This window comes from Streptomyces sp. NPDC002499, assembly GCF_053595415.1.
This window is the reverse complement of the sequence record NZ_JBSFXO010000006.1, coordinates 581,945-600,739: the sequence shown is the minus strand read 5'-3', so window position 1 is coordinate 600,739 and position 18,795 is coordinate 581,945. Positions and strand designations below refer to the sequence as shown.

The 18,795-nt window shown below is 71.1% G+C and carries 15 protein-coding genes and 3 tRNA genes; 10 read left to right on the top strand and 8 right to left on the bottom strand.

What is annotated here, in order from left to right; translation table 11 throughout:
- The first annotated feature begins 41 nt into the window (after positions 1-41).
- Complete coding sequence (locus ACWD5F_RS19945) at positions 42-1,544, top strand: MFS transporter (protein ID WP_451255911.1); 1,503 nt, start codon at positions 42-44, stop codon at positions 1,542-1,544.
- On the opposite strand, the gene ACWD5F_RS19940 is transcribed toward ACWD5F_RS19945, so the two are convergent.
- Entirely contained in the window at positions 1,488-2,087 is a 600-nt protein-coding gene (locus ACWD5F_RS19940; RefSeq protein WP_451255909.1) for an O-methyltransferase, read from the bottom strand. The two genes, ACWD5F_RS19945 and ACWD5F_RS19940, sit on opposite strands and share 57 nt — an antisense overlap.
- 220 nt (positions 2,088-2,307) lie before the next feature.
- Between ACWD5F_RS19940 and ACWD5F_RS19935 the strand changes: the two genes are divergently transcribed.
- The gene (locus ACWD5F_RS19935; protein WP_451255908.1) at positions 2,308-3,441 is read left to right on the top strand and encodes an FAD-dependent oxidoreductase; all 1,134 of its coding nucleotides are present in this window, start codon (positions 2,308-2,310) and stop codon (positions 3,439-3,441) included.
- 64 nt (positions 3,442-3,505) lie between these two features.
- Here ACWD5F_RS19935 and purL read toward each other — a convergent pair whose 3' ends face one another.
- From purL to purS, 3 genes are read right to left on the bottom strand one after another with little or no spacing between them, the layout of a single operon-like run.
- Complete coding sequence (gene purL, locus ACWD5F_RS19930; protein WP_451255906.1) at positions 3,506-5,764, bottom strand: phosphoribosylformylglycinamidine synthase subunit PurL; 2,259 nt, start codon at positions 5,762-5,764, stop codon at positions 3,506-3,508.
- Positions 5,761-6,441 (bottom strand): phosphoribosylformylglycinamidine synthase subunit PurQ, encoded by a 681-nt coding sequence (gene purQ / locus ACWD5F_RS19925; RefSeq protein ID WP_123999136.1) that lies wholly within the window; start codon positions 6,439-6,441, stop codon positions 5,761-5,763. The genes purL and purQ overlap by 4 nt, the downstream gene beginning before the upstream one ends.
- Positions 6,438-6,701 carry a phosphoribosylformylglycinamidine synthase subunit PurS gene (gene purS / locus ACWD5F_RS19920; protein WP_123999135.1) on the bottom strand — a complete coding sequence of 88 codons (264 nt, stop codon included), beginning with the start codon at positions 6,699-6,701 and terminating at the stop codon, positions 6,438-6,440. Before purS ends, purQ begins: the two co-directional genes overlap by 4 nt.
- 291 nt (positions 6,702-6,992) lie before the next feature.
- On the opposite strand from purS, the gene ACWD5F_RS19915 reads away from it, so the two are divergent.
- The 8 genes from ACWD5F_RS19915 (at position 6,993) to ACWD5F_RS19880 (ending at position 11,816) form a co-directional block, all read left to right on the top strand.
- Positions 6,993-7,310, top strand: coding sequence for a histone-like nucleoid-structuring protein Lsr2 (locus ACWD5F_RS19915; RefSeq protein WP_123999134.1), 318 nt, complete (start codon positions 6,993-6,995; stop codon positions 7,308-7,310).
- A 127-nt stretch (positions 7,311-7,437) separates the two neighbouring features.
- A tRNA-Gly gene (locus ACWD5F_RS19910) sits at positions 7,438-7,509 on the top strand.
- Positions 7,510-7,607: 98 nt separating this feature from the next.
- Positions 7,608-7,680: transfer RNA gene (locus ACWD5F_RS19905), tRNA-Gly, on the top strand.
- 157 nt (positions 7,681-7,837) lie between these two features.
- Positions 7,838-8,785, top strand: coding sequence for an ABC transporter ATP-binding protein (locus ACWD5F_RS19900; protein WP_451255904.1), 948 nt, complete (start codon positions 7,838-7,840; stop codon positions 8,783-8,785).
- A gap of 44 nt (positions 8,786-8,829) precedes the next feature.
- A complete protein-coding gene (locus tag ACWD5F_RS19895; RefSeq protein ID WP_451255997.1) occupies positions 8,830-9,609 on the top strand; it encodes an ABC transporter permease in 780 nt (259 codons plus the stop codon).
- A 19-nt stretch (positions 9,610-9,628) separates the two neighbouring features.
- Complete coding sequence (locus ACWD5F_RS19890; protein WP_451255902.1) at positions 9,629-11,083, top strand: sensor histidine kinase; 1,455 nt, start codon at positions 9,629-9,631, stop codon at positions 11,081-11,083.
- An 11-nt stretch (positions 11,084-11,094) separates the two neighbouring features.
- Positions 11,095-11,706, top strand: coding sequence for a response regulator (locus ACWD5F_RS19885; protein WP_401720569.1), 612 nt, complete (start codon positions 11,095-11,097; stop codon positions 11,704-11,706).
- Positions 11,707-11,743: 37 nt separating this feature from the next.
- Positions 11,744-11,816 (top strand) — tRNA-Gly (locus ACWD5F_RS19880).
- A gap of 65 nt (positions 11,817-11,881) precedes the next feature.
- Here the strand turns inward: ACWD5F_RS19880 and ACWD5F_RS19875 are convergent.
- From ACWD5F_RS19875 to purD, 4 genes are all read right to left on the bottom strand, one after another.
- Positions 11,882-12,781, bottom strand: coding sequence for a phosphoribosylaminoimidazolesuccinocarboxamide synthase (locus tag ACWD5F_RS19875; RefSeq protein ID WP_451255901.1), 900 nt, complete (start codon positions 12,779-12,781; stop codon positions 11,882-11,884).
- A gap of 94 nt (positions 12,782-12,875) precedes the next feature.
- Positions 12,876-14,411, bottom strand: coding sequence for a N,N-dimethylformamidase beta subunit family domain-containing protein (locus tag ACWD5F_RS19870; RefSeq protein ID WP_451255899.1), 1,536 nt, complete (start codon positions 14,409-14,411; stop codon positions 12,876-12,878).
- Between the two features lie 265 nt (positions 14,412-14,676).
- On the bottom strand, positions 14,677-16,803 hold the full coding sequence (locus tag ACWD5F_RS19865) for a hypothetical protein (RefSeq protein ID WP_451255995.1): 2,127 nt from the start codon (positions 16,801-16,803) through the stop codon (positions 14,677-14,679).
- 531 nt (positions 16,804-17,334) lie between these two features.
- Positions 17,335-18,591, bottom strand: coding sequence for a phosphoribosylamine--glycine ligase (gene purD, locus ACWD5F_RS19860; RefSeq protein ID WP_401719745.1), 1,257 nt, complete (start codon positions 18,589-18,591; stop codon positions 17,335-17,337).
- Positions 18,592-18,795 lie beyond the last annotated feature (204 nt).

Sequence of the window (18,795 nt, the reverse complement as noted above, 5' to 3'; positions counted from 1 at the left end):
AAAGATTGACCCGGTACACATTGCTGCCTCATCGTGGAGGCATGACCGAGACCCAGCGCCGAATCGGCTTCCTCGTCTGTCTGGTGACGATCGTCCTGGCCGTCCTGGACATGCAGATCGTGTCCGCAGCGACCGTGCCGATCGTCCGCGACCTGGACCCCGACCACGGCATCGACAAGATCCCGTGGCTGGTCAGCGCGTTCGCGTTGGCGTCGGCCGCGGTGCTCCCCCTGTACGGCAAGCTGTGCGACACCCTCGGCGCCAAGCGCGTCTTCCTGACGGCCGTGGGCGTGTTCCTGGTCGGCTCCGCGCTGTGCGGGGCGGCCCAGTCCATAGGGCAGTTGATCGCCGCGCGGGCCGTGCAGGGCATCGGCGCCGGCGGCCTGATGAGCGTCACGATGGTGGTGATCGCCGAGCTGAGAGGCCCCGGCGAGAAGGACGCCAAGGGCGCGGGCATGGGCGGGGTCGTCTCCGGCGGCGGAATGGCGGTGGGCCCGTGGATCGGCGGCCTGCTCGCGGACCACGCGAGCTGGCGCTGGATCTTCTACGTCAACCTGCCGCTCGGCCTGGCCGTGCTGGCCCTCGGCGCGCTGGTCCTGAAACTGCCCCGGCAGCCGCGCCGCCACCGCATCGACTTCCTGGGCGCGGCCCTGGCCGCCGCGTTCTCCGCGGCCCTGCTGCTGGTGACCGAGTGGGGCGGCAAGCAGTACGCCTGGTCGTCACCGCAGATCATCGGGCTCGCCCTGACCGCGGCGGCCGCACTCGCGCTCTTCCTCCGGCGCCAGAGGACAGCGCCCGAGCCGATCCTCCCGCTGTCCCTGTTCCGGGTACCGGAGCTGCGGTGGGGCTTCGCCATCCAGGGGCTGATGGGGGCGGCGATCGTGGGCGCCATGTACTACGTCATGGTCTATCTCCAGGTGGCCCGTGGCATCACCAGCTCCTCGGCCGGCCTCTATCTGCTCCCCATGGCCCTCGGCATGACCGCGGTCGGCATCCTCTCCGCCAAGCTCGCGGAACGGGGCTGGCAGGAGCGGACGTTCGCGATAACCGGCTCGGCGATCGGCACGGTGGCGTTCCTGTCGCTGTCCACCCTCGGCACGGACACGTCCCTCTGGCTGCTGCGCGGGGATCTGCTCCTGGTCGGCATGGGCTTCGGCCTCCTCCTCGGCCAGCTGATCCAACTGGTCCAGGACGCGGCCCCCCGCCACCAGCTGGGCGTGGCCACGACCGCCATCCGCTTCTTCCAGACCCTGGGCACGGCGTTGGGCGCGGCTCTCTTCGGCACGGTGATCACCCGGCTGTACGACGGCCCCGGCCCGCTCACGTCACTGACGGGCACGGAGCGGGTGGCGGGGGTGGCGTCGTACGTCGACGCGACGGACACGGTGTTCCTGTGCGGGGCGGTGCTGATGGGGTTGTGCGTGGTGATGGGGTTGCGGCTGCCGAAGCGTCCGGGTCCCGCCGGCTCCACTCCGACGGGGGGCTCTTCAGGAGAGGGACGTCCGCTCCGGCGTACCCCGCACCGCCATGACCAGGCCGCTTGACCACGCCAGGCGCACGGACCGGAAGTCCGGACGTCCCTCCAGTTCGCCCAACAGGCGCTTCACGGCGGCCTCGTGGGTCGCCGGCCAGTCCGGCTGGAGGAGCAGGTCGTCGATCAGGTAGGTGCCGCCGGGTGCCACGAGGTCCAAGGCCAGTTCGAGGTGGGTGAACTTGCCGGGCCAGGTGTCGGCGAACACGAGGTCGAAGGGCTCCCCGTCGTACTCCTCCAGCCACTGCCCCGCGTCCGCCGTCACGAAGGTCGCTCTCGGGTCGGACCCCAACTCCTCGCGGGCGACCGCCTGGACGCCGGCGTCGAGTTCGACCGTGACCAGTCGGGAAGCTCCGTCCATCCCACTCAGGAGCCAGGCGGTGCCTTCGCCGACGCCGGTGCCGAGTTCGAGAACGCGGCCACCGGGACGGGCCGCCGCGAGCACGGCCAGCAGACTGCCGGTCCGCTCCTCACACGACATGGTGAAGCCTGCCTCCCGGGCCGCAACACGCAATGCGGGAAGGGCAGTTGGCGAGGTGATCGGGGTGTCGTCCATCCAGGGATGATGCAAGCGCCTCGCCTCGCGTGCAACAGCGGTCGGGCGATTGTCGGCCGTGTCCGGCGGGTTGTCGTCGGTGTCGGACGGCTGTCGGACGGCTGTCGGCCCTGTCGATCGTGCGTCGGCGGACTGTCGGTGCGCGCTGGAACCGTTCCGGAATACCCGCCGGGCGACCGTCCGGCAGGCCCGCCACACGCAAGGCACACAAGGAGTCGTCATGACCACTCACGTCACGATCATCGGCGCCGGACTCGGCGGACTGACCCTCGCCCGCGTCCTGCACGTGAACGGCATCCCGGCCACGGTCTACGAGGCGGAGGACTCACCGATGGCCCGGCTGCAGGGCGGGATGCTCGACATCCACGACTACAACGGCCAACTCGCTCTACAGGCGGCGGACTTGATGGACGAGTTCCGCGCCATCGTCCTGGAGGGCCGCCAGGCGACCCGCGTCCTCGACCGGGACGGCACCCTCCTGATGGACGAGCCCGACGACGGCACAGGGGGCCGCCCCGAAGTGCAGCGCGGCGAGCTGCGGCAGATCCTGCTCGACTCGCTCCCGGCCGGTACCGTCCGATGGGGCCACAAGGTCAGCGGCACCCGCACCCTCGACGACGGTCGGCACGAAGTCACCTTCGCCGACGGCGGCATCGTCGTCACCGGCCTGCTCGTCGGCGCGGACGGCGCCTGGTCGCGGGTCCGGCCGCTGCTGTCCGACGCCACTCCCGAGTATTTCGGGCGGTCGTTCGTCGAGACCTATCTGTTCGACAGCGAGACCAGGCACCCGACCGCCGCGAAGACGGTCGGCGGCGGGTCACTGTTCGTGCTCGCCCCGGACACGGGAGCGAGCGGGAAGTGGATCGGGGCGCACCGCGAGAGCGGCGAAACGCTGCACGCCTATGTGACGCTGGCCAAGCCGCAGGAGTGGTTCGCCGGCATCGACTTCACCGACTCCGCCGCGGCCACCGCCCGGATCGCCGCGGAGTTCGAGGGCTGGGCCCCCGAGATCACCGCCCTGATCACCGACAGCGACACCGCCCCGGTCGTGCGGCCCCTCAACTCGCTGCCGATCGGCCACCGTTGGGACCGGGTGCCCGGCGCGACCCTGGTCGGCGACGCCGCCCATCTCTCCCCGCCGGACGGCGAAGGCGCCAACCTGGCCATGCAGGACGGCGCCGAACTCGGCCTGGCCATCGCCGCGCACCCCGACGACATCGAGGCCGCGCTCACCGCGTACGAGGATGTGCTGTTCCCTCGTAGCGCCGCGGCCGCCACCGCGGCGGTGGCCACCAACGAAGCCATCGGACAGGACCTGATCGGCTTCTTCACCCAGAACGAACAGACCGCATAACAAAGAAGCGTTCGTGGGACGGTCACCGTGACCGTCCCACGAACGCCTTCTCCGTACTCGGGTGTTATGCCAGCAGCGCCGGGATCGTCGCCTCGTGGGCCTCGCGCAGCTCTTCCAGGGACAGTGCGAACTCGCCCTGGACATCCACGGAGTCGCCGTCCACGACACCGATGCGCGTGACCGGCAGCCCTCGCGCGCCGCACATGTCGTTGAAGCGCAGTTCCTCCGAGCGCGGGATCGCGACGACCGCGCGCCCCGCCGACTCCGAGAAGAGGAAGGTGAACGCGTCGAGACCGTCCGGGACGACCAGGCGCGCGCCCTTCTCGCCCAGCAGCGCCGACTCCACGACCGCCTGGATCAGACCGCCGTCGGACAGGTCGTGCGCCGAGTCGATCATGCCGTCGCGGGACGCGGAGATCAGGATCTCGGCCAGCAGCCGCTCCCGCTCCAGGTCGACCTTCGGCGGCAGCCCGCCGAGGTGGTCGTGGACGACCTGCGACCAGGCCGAACCGCCGAACTCCTCACGGGTGTCGCCGAGGAGGTAGAGCAGCTGCCCTTCCTCCTGGAAGGCGACCGGCGTGCGCCGCGCGACATCGTCGATGACGCCCAGCACCGCGACCACCGGCGTCGGGTGGATGGCCACCTCGCCCGTCTGGTTGTAGAGAGAGACGTTGCCGCCCGTGACCGGCGTGCCCAACTGCTGGCAGGCGTCGGCCAGTCCACGGATGGCCTCCGCGAACTGCCACATCACCGCCGGGTCCTCGGGCGAGCCGAAGTTCAGGCAGTCGGAGACGGCGAGCGGCTTCGCGCCGGTCGTCGCCACGTTCCGGTACGCCTCGGACAGCGCCAACTGAGCACCCGTGTACGGGTCCAGCTTCGCGTAGCGGCCGTTGCCGTCCGTCGCGATGGCGACCCCGAGCCCGGTCTCCTCGTCGATGCGGATCATGCCCGAGTCCTCGGGCTGCGCCAGCACCGTGTTGCCCTGCACGAAGTGGTCGTACTGCGAGGTGATCCACTTCTTGGAGGCCTGGTTCGGGGACGACACCAGGGCCAGGACCTGGGACTTCAGTTCCTCCGAAGTCCCGGGCCGCGCAAGCTTGTTGGCGTCGTCCGCCTGGAGCGCGTCCTGCCACTCGGGGCGGGCGTACGGGCGCTCGTAGACCGGACCGTCGTGCGCGACCGTGCGCGGGTCGACGTCCACGATCTTGCCGCCGTGCCAGAAGATCTCCAGGCGGTCGCCGTCCGTCACCTCACCGATGACCGTGGCGATGACGTCCCACTTCTCGCAGATCTCCAGGAAGCGCTCGACCTTCGCCGGCTCGACGACCGCGCACATGCGCTCCTGCGACTCGCTCATGAGGATTTCCTCGGGCGAGAGCGTGGAGTCGCGCAGCGGTACGTCGTCCAGGGTGACCGTCATGCCGCCGGAGCCGTTGGACGCCAACTCGCTTGTGGCGCAGGAGAGTCCGGCCGCGCCGAGGTCCTGGATGCCGACGACCAGCTTCTCCTTGAAGGCCTCCAGGGTGCACTCGATGAGGAGCTTCTCCTGGAAGGGGTCGCCCACCTGGACGGCGGGGCGCTTCGAGGGCTTCGCGTCGTCGAAGGTCTCGGACGCGAGGATCGAGGCTCCGCCGATGCCGTCGCCGCCGGTCCGGGCCCCGTACAGGATGACCTTGTTGCCCGCGCCCGACGCCTTCGCGAGGTGGATGTCCTCGTGCCGCATCACGCCGATGGCACCGGCGTTGACCAGCGGGTTGCCCTGGTAGCAGGCGTCGAAGACGACCTCGCCGCCGATGTTGGGCAGACCGAGGCAGTTGCCGTAGCCGCCGATGCCGGCGACGACACCGGGCAGCACACGCTTGGTGTCGGGGTGGTCCGCCGCACCGAAGCGCAGGGGGTCCACGACCGCCACCGGCCGCGCGCCCATCGCGATGATGTCGCGCACGATGCCGCCGACGCCCGTGGCCGCGCCCTGGTAGGGCTCGACGTACGAGGGGTGGTTGTGCGACTCGACCTTGAAGGTGACCGCGTAGCCCTGGCCGACGTCGACGACACCGGCGTTCTCGCCGATGCCCACGAGCAGCGCGTCGGACTGGGGCGCCTTCTCGCCGAACTGGCGGAGGTGGACCTTGGAGGACTTGTACGAGCAGTGCTCGGACCACATGACGGAGTACATGGCGAGCTCGGCACCGGTGGGCCGGCGGCCGAGGATCTCCACGACCCGCTCGTACTCGTCCTTCTTCAGGCCGAGTTCGGCCCAGGGCAGCTCGACGTCGGGGGTCTCGGCCGCGTGCTCGACTGTGTCCAGAGGCGTCCTGCTCATGCGTTGACCAGCTTCTTGAGGATCGAGGTGAAGAAGGGCAGGCCGTCGGTGCGGCCGGAGCCGATGAGCGGCTCGACGGCGTGCTCCGGGTGCGGCATGAGGCCTACGACGTTCCCGGCGGCGTTCGTGATGCCGGCGATGTCCCGGAGGGAGCCGTTCGGATTGAAGTCGAGGTAGCGGAAGACGACCCGCCCCTCGGCCTCCAGCTCGTCCAGCGTGCGCTCGTCGGCGACGTACCGGCCGTCCATGTTCTTCAGCGGGATGTGGATCTCCTGGCCGGACGCGTAGTCGCTGGTCCAGGCCGTGCCCGCGTTCTCCACCCGCAGCTTCTGGTCGCGGCAGATGAAGTGGAGGTGGTTGTTGCCGAGCATCGCGCCCGGGAGGAGGTGGGCCTCGGTGAGGATCTGGAAACCGTTGCAGATGCCCAGGACCGGGAGTCCCGACTTCGCCTGCTCGATGACCGTCTCCATCACCGGCGAGAACCGGGAGATGGCTCCGGCGCGCAGATAGTCGCCGTAGGAGAAACCGCCGGGAAGGACAACCGCGTCGACCTGGTGAAGGTCCTTGTCCTTGTGCCAGAGAGCGACCGGTTCGGCACCCGCGAGGCGGATCGCGCGCTGGGTGTCACGGTCGTCGAGACTTCCCGGGAAAGTGACGACGCCAATACGAGCGGTCACTTCGCGGCCTCCGCCACTTCTTCGACCTTGACCGTGAAGTCCTCGATCACCGTGTTGGCGAGGAAGGATTCCGCAAGATCATGGATGCGGGCGAGCACGGCCTCGTCGACCGGTCCGTCAACTTCCAGTTCGAATCGCTTTCCCTGACGTACATCGGAGATGTCTTCGAAACCCAGGCGCGGCAGGGCACGCTGGACCGCCTGGCCCTGGGGGTCGAGGATCTCCGGCTTGAGCATGACGTCGACTACGACGCGTGCCACTGGCACTCCCGGTGTTGTGGTGCTGAGCAGGTTCCTGCGGGTCTTCGACAGGTGGCTTCAGACTACCCGCACAAAATTTCTACGCGGGTAGCGTTGGAGGAAGCTACGTGATGGCCGTCACGGCCCGGCGCGCCGACGCCCGTTCACGAAAAGATCCAGGAAAGATCCCAGATCGACACCCGATACCTATTGCGCTCAGGACGCGCGGGAGGATTTAGTCAAGCTTCACATTGCATTGCTGAGCACTGTACAAATGAATTGGCAACGTGCCGTACGAAGGGACCGATATTCGTGGCGCAGAAGGTCGTGGTCACTCTCTTTGACGACATCGACGGCTCGGAAGCGGCGGAAACGATCGCCTTCGGACTGGATGGCAAGTCGTACGAGATCGACCTGAATGAATCCAATGCCAAGAAACTGCGTAAGGCGCTCGCGCCCTACGTGGACGCCGGCCGCAAGCGCTCGAAGTCGGGCAAGGCGTACCGGCAGACGGAGGTGGCCCCCGACCCGGCGGCCGTCCGCGCCTGGGCTCAGGCGAACAAGATGGACGTGCCCGCGCGCGGCCGGATCCCCAAGAAGGTCTACGAGGCGTTCAGCGCGGCACAGTGAGCCGCCGCGCCCGACGACGGGTCATCCGCCCCTCGGGAGACCCGACTTGCGCTGCACCCCTGATGGTCAGCTAGAGTTCGGAGCACGCCGAGGGGCGAGGCCGAAAGGCCGAACCCCCGAGGTACACGCGGGTGTAGTTCAGTAGCAGAACATCCCCCTTCCAGGGGGAAGGCGCAGTGTGCAATTCCTGTCACCCGCTCTGCATCGCTTCAGATCCACTTCGGTGGATCGGATTCACTCCGGTGGATCAGGTAAGCTGATGCCCGCGCCGATCGGTGGGAGCCGGTCGGAGGCAGTGCGGACGTAGCTCAGTTGGTAGAGCGCAACCTTGCCAAGGTTGAGGTCGCCAGTTCGAACCTGGTCGTCCGCTCACTTCACGAAGGCCCCGGTCATCGACCGGGGCCTTCGTCGTGCGCCCGGAAGGCGTGCGCCGGGAGTCGTATCTCCGCGGCCCTTCTGACATTTGTCATGCGCGGCGATGACAGCGCGCACTGCTTCCGCCTCCGGATCGCCGGGACGCTGGAGGCATGGACAACAACGAACACGAACACGTGATTGAGGTCACTGACCTACGACGTGTGTACGGGGGCGGGTTCGAGGCCGTACGCGGGGTCTCCTTCCATGTGGACCGGGGTGAGGTCTTCGCGCTGCTCGGGACCAACGGCGCCGGCAAGACGTCGACGGTCGAGGTGCTGGAGGGGCTCGCCAAGCCGGCCTCGGGACGGGTGCGGGTGCTCGGGCACGACCCCTACGAGGAGCGGTCCGCCGTACGGCCCTTCACCGGGGTGATGCTCCAGGAGGGCGGCTTCCCGTCCGAGCTGACCGTCACCGAGACCGCCCGGATGTGGGCGGGGTGCGTGAGCCGGCCCCGGCCGCCGGAGGAGGCGCTGGAACTGGTCGGCCTCCACCGGCGGGCCGACGTACGGGTGAAGCAGCTGTCCGGCGGTGAACGGCGCCGCCTCGACCTCGCGCTCGCGGTGCTCGGGCGGCCCGAGGTGCTGTTCCTGGACGAGCCGACGACCGGTCTGGACGCCGAAGGGCGGCGGGACACCTGGGAGTTGGTGCGCTCGCTGAGCGACGGCGGCACGACCGTGCTGCTCACCACGCACTACCTGGAGGAGGCCGAGGATCTCGCCGACCGGCTCGCGATCATGCGCGAGGGGCGTATCGCGGTGGCCGGGACACCGGCCGAGGTGACCGCCGCCCAGCCCTCCCGGATCTCCTTCCGGCTGCCGGACGGCTACTTCCTGGGCGACCTGCCGCCGCTGGCCGAGCTCGGGGTGACCGGTCACGAGGTGGACGGCAGGGTCGTACGGCTGCGGACGAGGGAACTGCAGCGGGCGGCCACCGGGCTGCTGGTGTGGGCCGAGCGGGCGGGGATCGAGCTGCGGAACCTCGATGTGCGGTCGGCCTCGCTGGAGGAGGCGTTCCTGGGGATCGCGCGCGAGAAGGAAAAGGAAGAGGTGGCGGCATGAGTGCCCTGGAAAGGGACGGCGCGAGCGCCACCGGACGTCGCGGCATGAATGCCCTCGATCTCGCTCCCGTCGTGCGGCGGTTGCGGGCGCTGGCGCGGGCCGAGCTGACGCTGCTCGGCCGCAACCGCAGTGCGGTGGTCACGGCGCTGCTGGTGCCGCTCGCGCTGCCGTTCAGCGTGCGGCCCACGCTCGACCAGATGGACCTGAAGGCGGAGGGGCTGAGCATCGGCACGGTGATGCTCACGGCCGCCGTCGGCTTCTCCCTCCTGTTCGCCGTCTACTCGTCCCTGGTCAGCGCCTATGTGGCCCGCCGCGAGGAGCTCGTCCTCAAGCGGCTGCGCACCGGCGAGGTCGGTGACGCCGAGATCCTCGTTGGCACCGGCCTTGCGGCCGCGTGCCTCGGCCTCGCCCAGTCCCTCCTCCTCGTCGTCGCCTGCGTGGCGCTCCTGGACACGGGGGCGCCCAAGGCGCCGTATCTCACCGTCCTGGGGCTGCTGCTCGGCCTGGTGCTGTGCGCGGCGCTGGCCGCGCTCACCGCGAGCTACACGCGGACCGTGGAGAGCGCGCAGGTCACCGCGTTGCCGCTGCTGTTCCTCTCCATGCTCGGCTCGGGCATCGCGATCCCCCTGGAGGCCCTGCCGGACCGGGTGGCGGACGTGTGCGCCTATCTGCCGCTCTCCCCCGTGATCCGGCTGGTCCGCGGCGGCTTCACCGGTGAGCTGGGCGGGTACGAGGCGCTGGGCACGGCGGCGACCGCGCTGGCCTGGACCGTGCTCGCGGTGTTTGCTGTACGCCGGTGGTTCCGGTGGGAACCACGGCGGTGACCTACGGGGGCACGTGGAGATGGGCGGCACGGTGACGGGCCCGACGGTGGTCGGACGGACGGGCGGCTGGTGGCGGCGCAAGAGCACGCCGGCGAAGGTCGAGACGTACACCCGGTGGTCGTTCCACACCATCGGGGTGAGCGAGTTCGTGGCGGTCGGACTGCCTGCCGTCGGCACGCTCGGGTTCGGGCTCGGCGCGGTGGTGCTGGTCCTGGTCACGGCGCATGCCGCGGTGTGCACGGTGACGGTGTCCCGGGCGCTGGACTGGACCCGGGGACGCAACCCGCAGCCCGTGCGGCTGTTGTGGACGCTGGCCGCCCTCAGCGCGGTGATAGCCGTCGCGGCCATGCTGATCGCGGACCGGGGCCCGGACGGCGACGGCGCCGAGGGCACGGGCAGCGCGATCTTCGCGATCATGCTGATCGCCGGCGCCGGGGTGATCGCGCTCGGTGTGGCGGACCGGCGGCGCGTGTGCCTGATCGTGGCCGGCTTCGCGGTCGGCGCGGGTCTCCTCTCGCTCCCGCTGGGCGTCCCCGCGCCCGGAGCCATGTTCACCGCGCTGGGCGTGCTCATCGGCGCCGGGTTCCTCGCCTTCACCGCCGTCTTCTCCGTCTGGCTCATGAACGCCGTCTACGAACTCGACGCGGCCCGCGAGACCCGCACCCGGCTCGCGGTCGCCGAGGAACGGCTGCGGTTCGGACGGGACATGCACGACGTGATGGGGCGCAACCTCGCGGTGATCGCGCTGAAGAGCGAACTCGCCGTGCAGCTCGCCCGGCGCGGACGGCCCGAGGCCGTGGACCAGATGACCGAGGTGCAGCGGATCGCGCAGGAGTCGCAACGGGAGGTACGGGCGGTCGTACGGGGGTATCGGGAGGCCGACCTGGACATCGAACTCGCCGGTGCGCAGGGCGTGTTGAGCGCGGCCGGGATCACCTGCGAGGTGACCGGGGAGGCGGGCGGACTGCCGGGGGAGGTGCAGTCGGTGCTGGCGTGGGTGGTCCGGGAGGCGACGACCAATGTGCTGCGCCACGGGGACGCCCGACGGTGCGAGGTGTTACTGCGGGTGGCGGAGGGGCGGGTGGTGCTCACGGTGGAGAACGACGGCGCGAAGGCCTCCGGCGGGGGCGGGGAGTCGAAGAGGGCCGGCGTCGGAAGGAGCGGGGCGGGAATGGCGGTTGACGGGACGGGCGCTTCGAGGCCGGAGGGCGGCGAGAGGTGGGGGTCGGGACCGGTGGCCGATGGCCGAAGCGATTCGGGGCCGGAGGCCGATAGAGAAAACGGTTCGGGACCGGCTGGCGGCGGGAGGTTCGCCGGGCGAATGGTCGCTGACGGGGGCATCGGGTCGGGGCTCGCCGGGCTGCGGGAGCGGCTCGCGGCGGTCGGCGGGACGCTCGTCGCCGGGCCCGCCGACGGGGATGTGTTCCGGGTGGTGGCCGAAGTGCCCCTGAACGTGAGCGAGGTCACCGCGTGACGCCCATGGCCATGACTCCGGTACGGCTGCTGCTCGCCGACGACGAGCATCTGATCCGGGGCGCGCTCGCCGCGCTGCTCTCGCTGGAGGACGACCTGGTGATCGTCGCCGAGGCCGCGAGCGGGCCCGAGGCGCTGGCGATGGCGCGGGCGCACCGGCCGGACGTGGCCGTCCTGGATCTCCAGATGCCCGGCGCGGACGGTGTGAAGGTCGCCACATCCCTGCGGACCGAACTGCCCGGCTGTCAGGTGCTGATCGTCACCAGCCACGGCAGGCCCGGGCATCTGAAGCGGGCGCTCGCGGCGGGTGTGCGCGGGTTCGTCCCGAAGACGGTGAGCGCGCAGCGGCTCGCGGAGATCATCCGCACGGTGCACGCCGGAAACCGTTACGTCGACCCCGAGTTGGCCGCCGACGCCATCGCCTCCGGGGACTCGCCGCTGACCGCCCGCGAGGCCGAGGTGCTGGAACTCGCCGCCGACGGGGCGCCCGTCGCGGAGATCGCCGAACGGGCCGCGCTGTCCCAGGGGACCGTACGGAACTACCTGTCGTCGGCCGTCTCGAAACTCGGGGCGGAGAACCGGCACTCGGCAGTGCGTCTCGCACGGGAGCGAGGTTGGGTATAGTTGCTCTCGCGCCACGGCACAGTCGTCACGGCGCGACGCGGACGTAGCTCAGTTGGTAGAGCGCAACCTTGCCAAGGTTGAGGTCGCCAGTTCGAACCTGGTCGTCCGCTCGGGAGAAAAGCCCCGGTCCACCGGACCGGGGCTTTTTCGTGCGCCGAGTGCGCCGAGCCGAGGGCTAGCTCCAGCTCAGGCCGGTGAGGCGCTCGTACGCCTCGATGTACTTCGACCGGGTCGCGTCCACGACCTGCTGCGGCAGCGGCGGCGGGGGCTGCTCGCTCTTTCGGTCCCAGCCCGACTCCGGGCCGGTCAGCCAGTCGCGCACGAACTGCTTGTCGTACGACGGCTGCGCGCGGCCCGGCTGCCACTCCTCGGTCGGCCAGAAGCGGGAGGAGTCCGGGGTGAGGACCTCGTCCCCGACGACCAGGGTCTCGCCCTCGAAGCCGAACTCGAACTTGGTGTCCGCGAGGATGACGCCCCGTTCGCGGGCGATGTCACGGGCGCGGGAGTAGATCGCGAGGGTCGCCTGGCGCAGCTGGGCGGCGGTGTCGGCGCCGACCTGGCGGGCGACCTCCTCGTACGACACGTTCTCGTCGTGCTCGCCCACGGCGGCCTTGGTGGCCGGGGTGAAGATCGGGGCGGGGAGTTCGCTGCCGTCGACCAGGCCCTCGGGGAGGGCGAGGCCGCAGACCGTGCGGGACGCGTTGTACTCCAGCAGGCCGGAGCCGGTGAGGTAGCCGCGGGCCACGCACTCGACCGGGACCATCTGGAGGGACTTGCAGATGAGGGTGCGGCCCGCCCACTCGGCGGGGGCGCCGGGCGGGAGTTCGGTGCCGAGGACGTGGTTGGGGATCAGGTCGGCGAGCTGGTCGAACCACCAGATCGAGAGCTGGGTGAGGACGCGGCCCTTGTCGGGGATCTCGGTCGGCAGCACCCAGTCGAACGCGGACATACGGTCACTGGCGACCATCACGAGCTCGCCCGCCTCGTTCTGGTACAGCTCCCGCACCTTGCCGGTGTGGAGGTGCGTCAGGCCCGGAACCTGGAGCGGCTCGGGCTTTTCTACGAATCCGGACACGGGTTCCTCCAGTGGATCTGTCCAACTGGCTTGATTGTCCCGTATGCGCGAGCGGCTTCAGGACGGGGGTCGGCGGGAGTGTTCTGCCGCCGGGTCAGTCGCGCTTGCAGATGCGGTCCAGGAGGTTCGCGGTGGCGCGCTGGACCCGGGTGTCCACATGGCCGGGGCGGTCCAGGGACGGGGTCCACGCGAACGTCCCGGACGCGAAGACGAGGGCGCCGGAGGGGGCCCGGTAGAGGGACGTCTCCTGGTGGCGGAGGGCGCCTTCGGCGTCGGCGTACGGGGAGTGGGCGAGCAGGATGCGGTTGTCGTGCTCGGGGAGCGGGGTGCGCGGGAAGTAGCGGTCGGCCTCGCCGGCGACCAGGCCGTCGATCTCGTCGCCCTCGTGCGCGCCGGTCGCGTCCCACAGCCAGTGGTCGGCGTTGCGGACGATCAGGGGGTGCGGCTCGGGGACCCGGCCCGCGTACTGGATGCCGACCAACTGCTGCTCGGGGCGGTCGACTTCACGCCACAGGACGGGCCGGCCGGGACCCCGGCGCTTGCGGCAGGTGAGCAGCCGGTCGGGTACGCCGGACGGGGACGGGCCCAACTCCACTTGCCAGTACATGGTGTTGGCGGAGAGGAAGACGAGGGACGTGCCGTGTTCGCGGGCCGTCTCCACCGTGCGGCGCATGTTGGCCGACCAGTACTCGTCGTGGCCCGGGAAGACCAGGCCGCGGTACCGGGTGGGGTCCACCTCGCCGGCGTGCAGGTCGCGGGCGTCGGCGTAGGCGAGGTCGTAGCCGTAGCGCTCGGCCCAGCGGATGAAGTCGTAGGCGTGGCCGACGTGGAGGGGGAGTCCGGCGCCCGCGTACGGGCGGTCGAAGGAGACGGTCGTGGCGGCGTCGGACTCACCGAGCAGCCGGCCGTCGTCGTCCCACGCGTGGTAGAGACTCGCGCCCGTGCGGCCGTCCTCCGGATAGAGGTTGTACGCCTGCCAGGTCACGTCGGGCAGGAGAAGGAGCAGGTCGGCGGGGTGGTCGTCGCGGACGGTGAAGGGGATGTGCGAGCGGTAGCCGTCGGCGGTGGTGAGGACGGCGACGTACGCGCCGATGCTCCAGTAGCTCGGGATCTGCAGCCGCCAGGACAGCCACCAGTGGTGGCAGGAGACCGTACGGTCCGCGGTCAGCGGCGGAGGCTGGACGATGCCCGAGAGGCGTGGACTGGTGGTGATCTTCGCGGCGCCGTCACCGCCGTAGTGGCCGATGCGGTAGATGTCGACGCCGAATTCCTGGGGCGGGTCGACCGTGACGTGGAAGTCGACGGCCTCGCCGGGGGCGACGGCGCCGGTGGAGATGAAGCCCTTGATCTGGCGGCGGACGTCGTCGGCCGAGCGGGGGCCGCCGGCGGTTCGCGGGGATGCGGTGGTCCGGGGGGCGGTCGTCCGGGGAGCGGGGACCCTTGGGATGCCGTCGGGGGTGGCGCGGTCCGGCTCCACGGACGGGTCGACGTACCAGGGGACCACCTGGCCGGTGTCGTCGAAGTACGTCTCGGCACCGCGCAGCCAGGGGACGGGGCCCTGGCCGAAGGGGTCGCTGACGGCGTGCGCCAGGGCGCCGGACTCCCAGCGACGGATCTGCTCCGGTGCCATGGTCGGTCCCCTCCCTCGCGCGTCTGCTCCGCCGTGGGTGGCCGATGTCGGCCGATGTGGGTGGCCCTGGGTGGCCGTTGGGTGGCGTATGCGGTTGCCATGTGCGCGATCGGTCCCAGCACATCACATTACGCACCCATGCGGTCACACCTCGTTGCGAATTGGCCGAAAGTGGAACGGGGGGCTCCGCCTGGTTTGGCGGGTGACGGGGAGGGCTGGGGGCGCGGGCCTGCCGTTGTGACCGGGATGGTGACCGGGGTCGGCTTCACACGAGTCTGACCGGCTTTTCGGGGCGTATGCCGGATGTGATCAGCCAGGCGTACAGCGGGGCCGGGTCGCCTTCTTCCACGAGGCTGAGGACTCGGGGGGTCAGGTCGGTGGCGCGTTCGCCGTTGACCAGGAGGGTGGGGCCGTCCAGCCAGTCCAGGCCCGGGGTGGCGCCTGCGGTGTCCATGGCCGCGCAGCAGACCATCGCGGTGACGTGGTCGGTGAGCAACTCTCGGGCTGTGCGCGGGGGTTGGAGCGGGAAGAGGGGGAACGTGGCGTCGTCCCAGAGGGGGTTGTCGGGGCGGGCGGGGTTGGTGGTGGTGTTGGCGGTGCGGGTGCCCTCTCGGGCCAGCTCGGTGGTGAGGGCTGCGGCGAGGGTGGCGGCGCGTTCGTTGATCGGCGGCTCGTCCGCCTCGGCTTCGCCATCGGCCTGTTTGCTCCCACCCGCACCACCCGTGCAGCTTTCGTCGTCGAGTGCGGGTGGCCCTTGTGGGGCGGGATCGCCGTTGGCGGCTGGGGGCTGGGGGGTGCCTTCGGCGATCGGCGGGAGAGGGCTGTCTTCGGCAGACGGAGTGACCGGCCTGTTGCCGTCGGCGAACTCGGCTACCGGGGAGGCCGGGCTCTCGCTGTCGGTGGCCGTCGAGGCGGGGCTCGAGACCTCGGGCGTGACATCGATTCCGGACGAGGCGGCCGGGTCGGCCAGGGCGGCCGGCGTGGTGTCGGGTGTGACATCGATTCCGGACGAGGCGGTCGGGTCGGCCAGGGCTGCCGGCGTGGTGTCGGGCGGGCTGTCGAGGGCTGCGGTCTCGTACCCCAAGGGTGATGCCGGATCCGTCAACGACTGCTGAACCGACGGAGTCGACAGGTGGTCCAGGATTCGGGACAGGGTCGGGGCGTTGGGGGACGGGGGCGTCCGGGTGGTGGAGCGGGTCGCGCCCATCGTGTCCAGGACTCGGTGGAGGCGGGCCGCGTCGGTGCGCCACTTGCGGTCGACGACCTCGTCCGGGTACTCCTGCCAGTCCACCGGGGACCAGTCGGGGCTCGGCTCGGCGGGGCCGCCGTGGAAGAGGCGGGCGGCGAGCAGGGAGGTGGCCTCGTCGATCGCGCCGGGCTCTTCGAGCAGGTCACAGGCGGGGCGCTCACCGAGCCGGGACGCGAAGCCCTCGGCCAGGCGGTCGCGGCGGGACAGCTCCGTGAGCGCGGCGACCACGCCCGCGTCCAGCCGGGACGGCCAGCGGCCCATCCGCCAGGCGGGGAGCGCGACCCGGGTCAGGAGACGGTCCCAACCCGCGTACGCCAGCCCCACCTGTTCCTGCGCGACGATCCGCAGACCGTAGTCCACAGCCTGTGCACGCTCGGCGGCGGCAGCCGCGACGCCCCGCTCCATCAGGGCCGCGTGCTCCCGGCAACTGCGCAGCAGCAGCCTCGCCACCCAGCCCACGCCCGCACACACCACACGGGTCAGCGGACAACGGCCGGCCGTCGAGGCGACGGCGACAGCGGCGTCCAGACCCCGCACGAAACGGCGGGCCGCGGCTATGTCCGGCTGCGCCGACGGTCCCGTACCGGCGACCACCGGGGCGAGGACCGCGCGCAGTTCGCCGACGCGCATCCACCACAGGAACGGGGAGCCGATCACGAGGACGGGCGCGGCGGTGCTGCGGCGGTGCGGGGCGCCGGCGCCCGCTATCTCGTCACGGTCCTCCGCCGGGGGCGGGCCGTGGGACGGGTGGGTACGGTCCTCCAGCCAGCTGTCGCAGTCCGGGGTGAGCGCTATCGCGGACGGGGCAGGGACGTCCAGGCGGTCGGCCAGGTCGCGCACCATCCGGTACAGGTCCGGCGCCGACTCCTCGGCGATCGCGACCGTCGGAGTGACCGCGGGACGGGCTCGGGCGACGACCAGGCCGATGGCACCGGCGGCGAGCAGGACGACCACCGCGACGGGCGTCACGACCCACCGGGCGGCGTGCCAGAACGAGCCCACCAAGTGGCCCGTCGAACCGCCGGCCAGCAGCACCACGGCGACAGCCGCGGGCAGCAGGGCCACGGCAAGTGCGCGGCTGCGGATGCGCAGCACAGCGAGGGCCCGGGAGCGCGCGGCCTGCGCGCCCACCTCGACACCCATACCCGTACCGGTACCGGTCACGGTCGGTCCTCACCCCCTCCCTGGCTGTCCTGACAGCGTCGCTGTCCTGGCGTTGCTCACTCCCCCACTGTGGCACCCGCCACTGACATCGCAATGCCGGTGGGCCAAGTGCCCGAACGCTTGCGCCGCACCCTAGTTGGGGCCCCGGCCCCCGTCAGCCGGATAGGGCAGCGGTCACTCGATGGAATGGCTTTGGGGAGAGGTGGATGACGGACAGCGATGATCAGGCCCCGATTACTGACCCAAGTTCTAAGAGACGGGCGGCCGTTCTGCAGGGTTCTGAGAGGTGGGCACACAGCGCTGGGCCCCGCATCCGAAGACGGATCCGGGGCCGGGGGGGGTTCATCCGAGGGGTGGGTGAACCCGGGTGGGTGCGGGTGAGCGGGGGCGGCCCAATGGAGGCGGGCCAGCGGGGGCGGGCCGATGGGGGCGGGCCAGTGAGGTGGGCCAGTACCGGGTCCAGGTCCGGTCGAGCCGCCGGTCAGGCGTCCGTGCCCGACCGGTCAGGGGTCAGGCGTCCGCGCCCGCCGCCTTCGCCGCGATGTCCGTGCGGTGCTGGGAGCCGTCCAGGCGGATGCGGGAGACGGCTCGGTAGGCGCGGTCGCGGGCCTCGGTGAGGTCCTTGCCGGCTGCCGTGACGGACAGGACGCGGCCACCGGCGCTGACGACGGCGTCACCGTCGTGCCGGGTGCCGGCGTGCAGCACGTACGCGTGCGGGGCGTCCTCGGCGGCCACCTCGTCGAGGCCGGTGATCGGGTCGCCGGTGCGCGGGGTGCCGGGGTAGTTGTGCGAGGCCACGACCACGGTGACCGCGGCGGAGTCGCTCCAGCGCAGGGGCGGCAGGTCGGCGAGCGTGCCGTTCGCGGCGGCGAGCAGGACGCCGGCCAGCGGGGTCTTCAGACGGGCCAGGACGACCTGGGTCTCCGGGTCGCCGAAGCGGGCGTTGAACTCGATGACCCGTACCCCGCGCGAAGTGATCGCGAGACCGGCGTACAGCAGGCCCGAGAAGGGCGTGCCGCGGCGGCGCATCTCGTCGACCGTCGGCTGGAGCACGGTCTGCAGGATCTCGTCGACCAGCTTGGGGTCCGCCCACGGGAGGGGGGAGTACGCGCCCATGCCGCCGGTGTTGGGGCCCTCGTCGCCGTCCAGGGCGCGCTTGAAGTCCTGGGCCGGCTGGAGCGGGAGGACCGTCCGGCCGTCGGTGATCGCGAAGAGGGAGACCTCGGGACCGTCCAGGAACTCCTCGATGACGACCCGCTCGCAGGAGTTCGCGTGCGCCCTGGCCGCCTCGATGTCGTCGGTGACGACGACGCCCTTGCCGGCGGCGAGCCCGTCGTCCTTGACGACGTACGGGGCGCCGAACGCGTCGAGGGCCACGTCGACCTCCGCGGGCGTCGTACAGACGTACGAGCGCGCGGTGGGGACCTCCGCTCCCGCCATGACGTCCTTCGCGAAGGCCTTGGAACCCTCGATCTGCGCGGCCTCCCCGGAGGGGCCGAAGACCGGGATGCCCACCTCGCGCACGGCGTCGGCGACCCCGGCGACCAGCGGAGCCTCCGGGCCGACCACCACCAGGTCGGCCTCCAGTGCCTTGGCCAGCGCCGCTACGGCCGTGCCGTCGAGCGCGTCGACCTGGTGCAGCTCGGCGACCTCGGCGATGCCGGCGTTGCCAGGGGCGCAGTGCAGCGCGGTGACGTCGGGATCGAGGGACAGAGAACGGCACAGGGCGTGTTCGCGGGCACCGCTGCCGATGACGAGGACCTTCACGGGGGTCAGCCTAACTGGGTTGTGCGGGGTGCTGACGCGGGCGTCCGTTGTAGGAGCTGCCGCCCCCACGCCCCCGCTTCGGCCTGGACGGCCTCGTCCTCAAACGCCGGACGGGCTGAAAACACAGATGCGGACCGGCATCGAGGAGGCACCTATACGTAGGGGAGCCACTGTGAAGGGGGCCGCAGTGAGGGAGGGGGGCCG

Excerpts from the sequence above, each read along its gene's own strand:
- ACWD5F_RS19870 (WP_451255899.1), bottom strand. The coding sequence starts at position 14,411 with ATGGCACCGGAGCAGATCCGTCGCTGGGAGTCCGGCGCCCTGGCGCAC.
- ACWD5F_RS19890 (WP_451255902.1), top strand. The coding sequence starts at position 9,629 with ATGGGCGGCACGGTGACGGGCCCGACGGTGGTCGGACGGACGGGCGGC.
- purL (WP_451255906.1), bottom strand. The coding sequence starts at position 5,764 with ATGAGCAGGACGCCTCTGGACACAGTCGAGCACGCGGCCGAGACCCCC.
- ACWD5F_RS19865 (WP_451255995.1), bottom strand. The coding sequence starts at position 16,803 with ATGGGTGTCGAGGTGGGCGCGCAGGCCGCGCGCTCCCGGGCCCTCGCT.
- ACWD5F_RS19935 (WP_451255908.1), top strand. The coding sequence starts at position 2,308 with ATGACCACTCACGTCACGATCATCGGCGCCGGACTCGGCGGACTGACC.
- ACWD5F_RS19900 (WP_451255904.1), top strand. The coding sequence starts at position 7,838 with ATGGACAACAACGAACACGAACACGTGATTGAGGTCACTGACCTACGA.
- ACWD5F_RS19895 (WP_451255997.1), top strand. The coding sequence starts at position 8,830 with ATGAATGCCCTCGATCTCGCTCCCGTCGTGCGGCGGTTGCGGGCGCTG.
- ACWD5F_RS19940 (WP_451255909.1), bottom strand. The coding sequence starts at position 2,087 with ATGGACGACACCCCGATCACCTCGCCAACTGCCCTTCCCGCATTGCGT.
- ACWD5F_RS19945 (WP_451255911.1), top strand. The coding sequence starts at position 42 with ATGACCGAGACCCAGCGCCGAATCGGCTTCCTCGTCTGTCTGGTGACG.
- ACWD5F_RS19885 (WP_401720569.1), top strand. The coding sequence starts at position 11,095 with ATGACTCCGGTACGGCTGCTGCTCGCCGACGACGAGCATCTGATCCGG.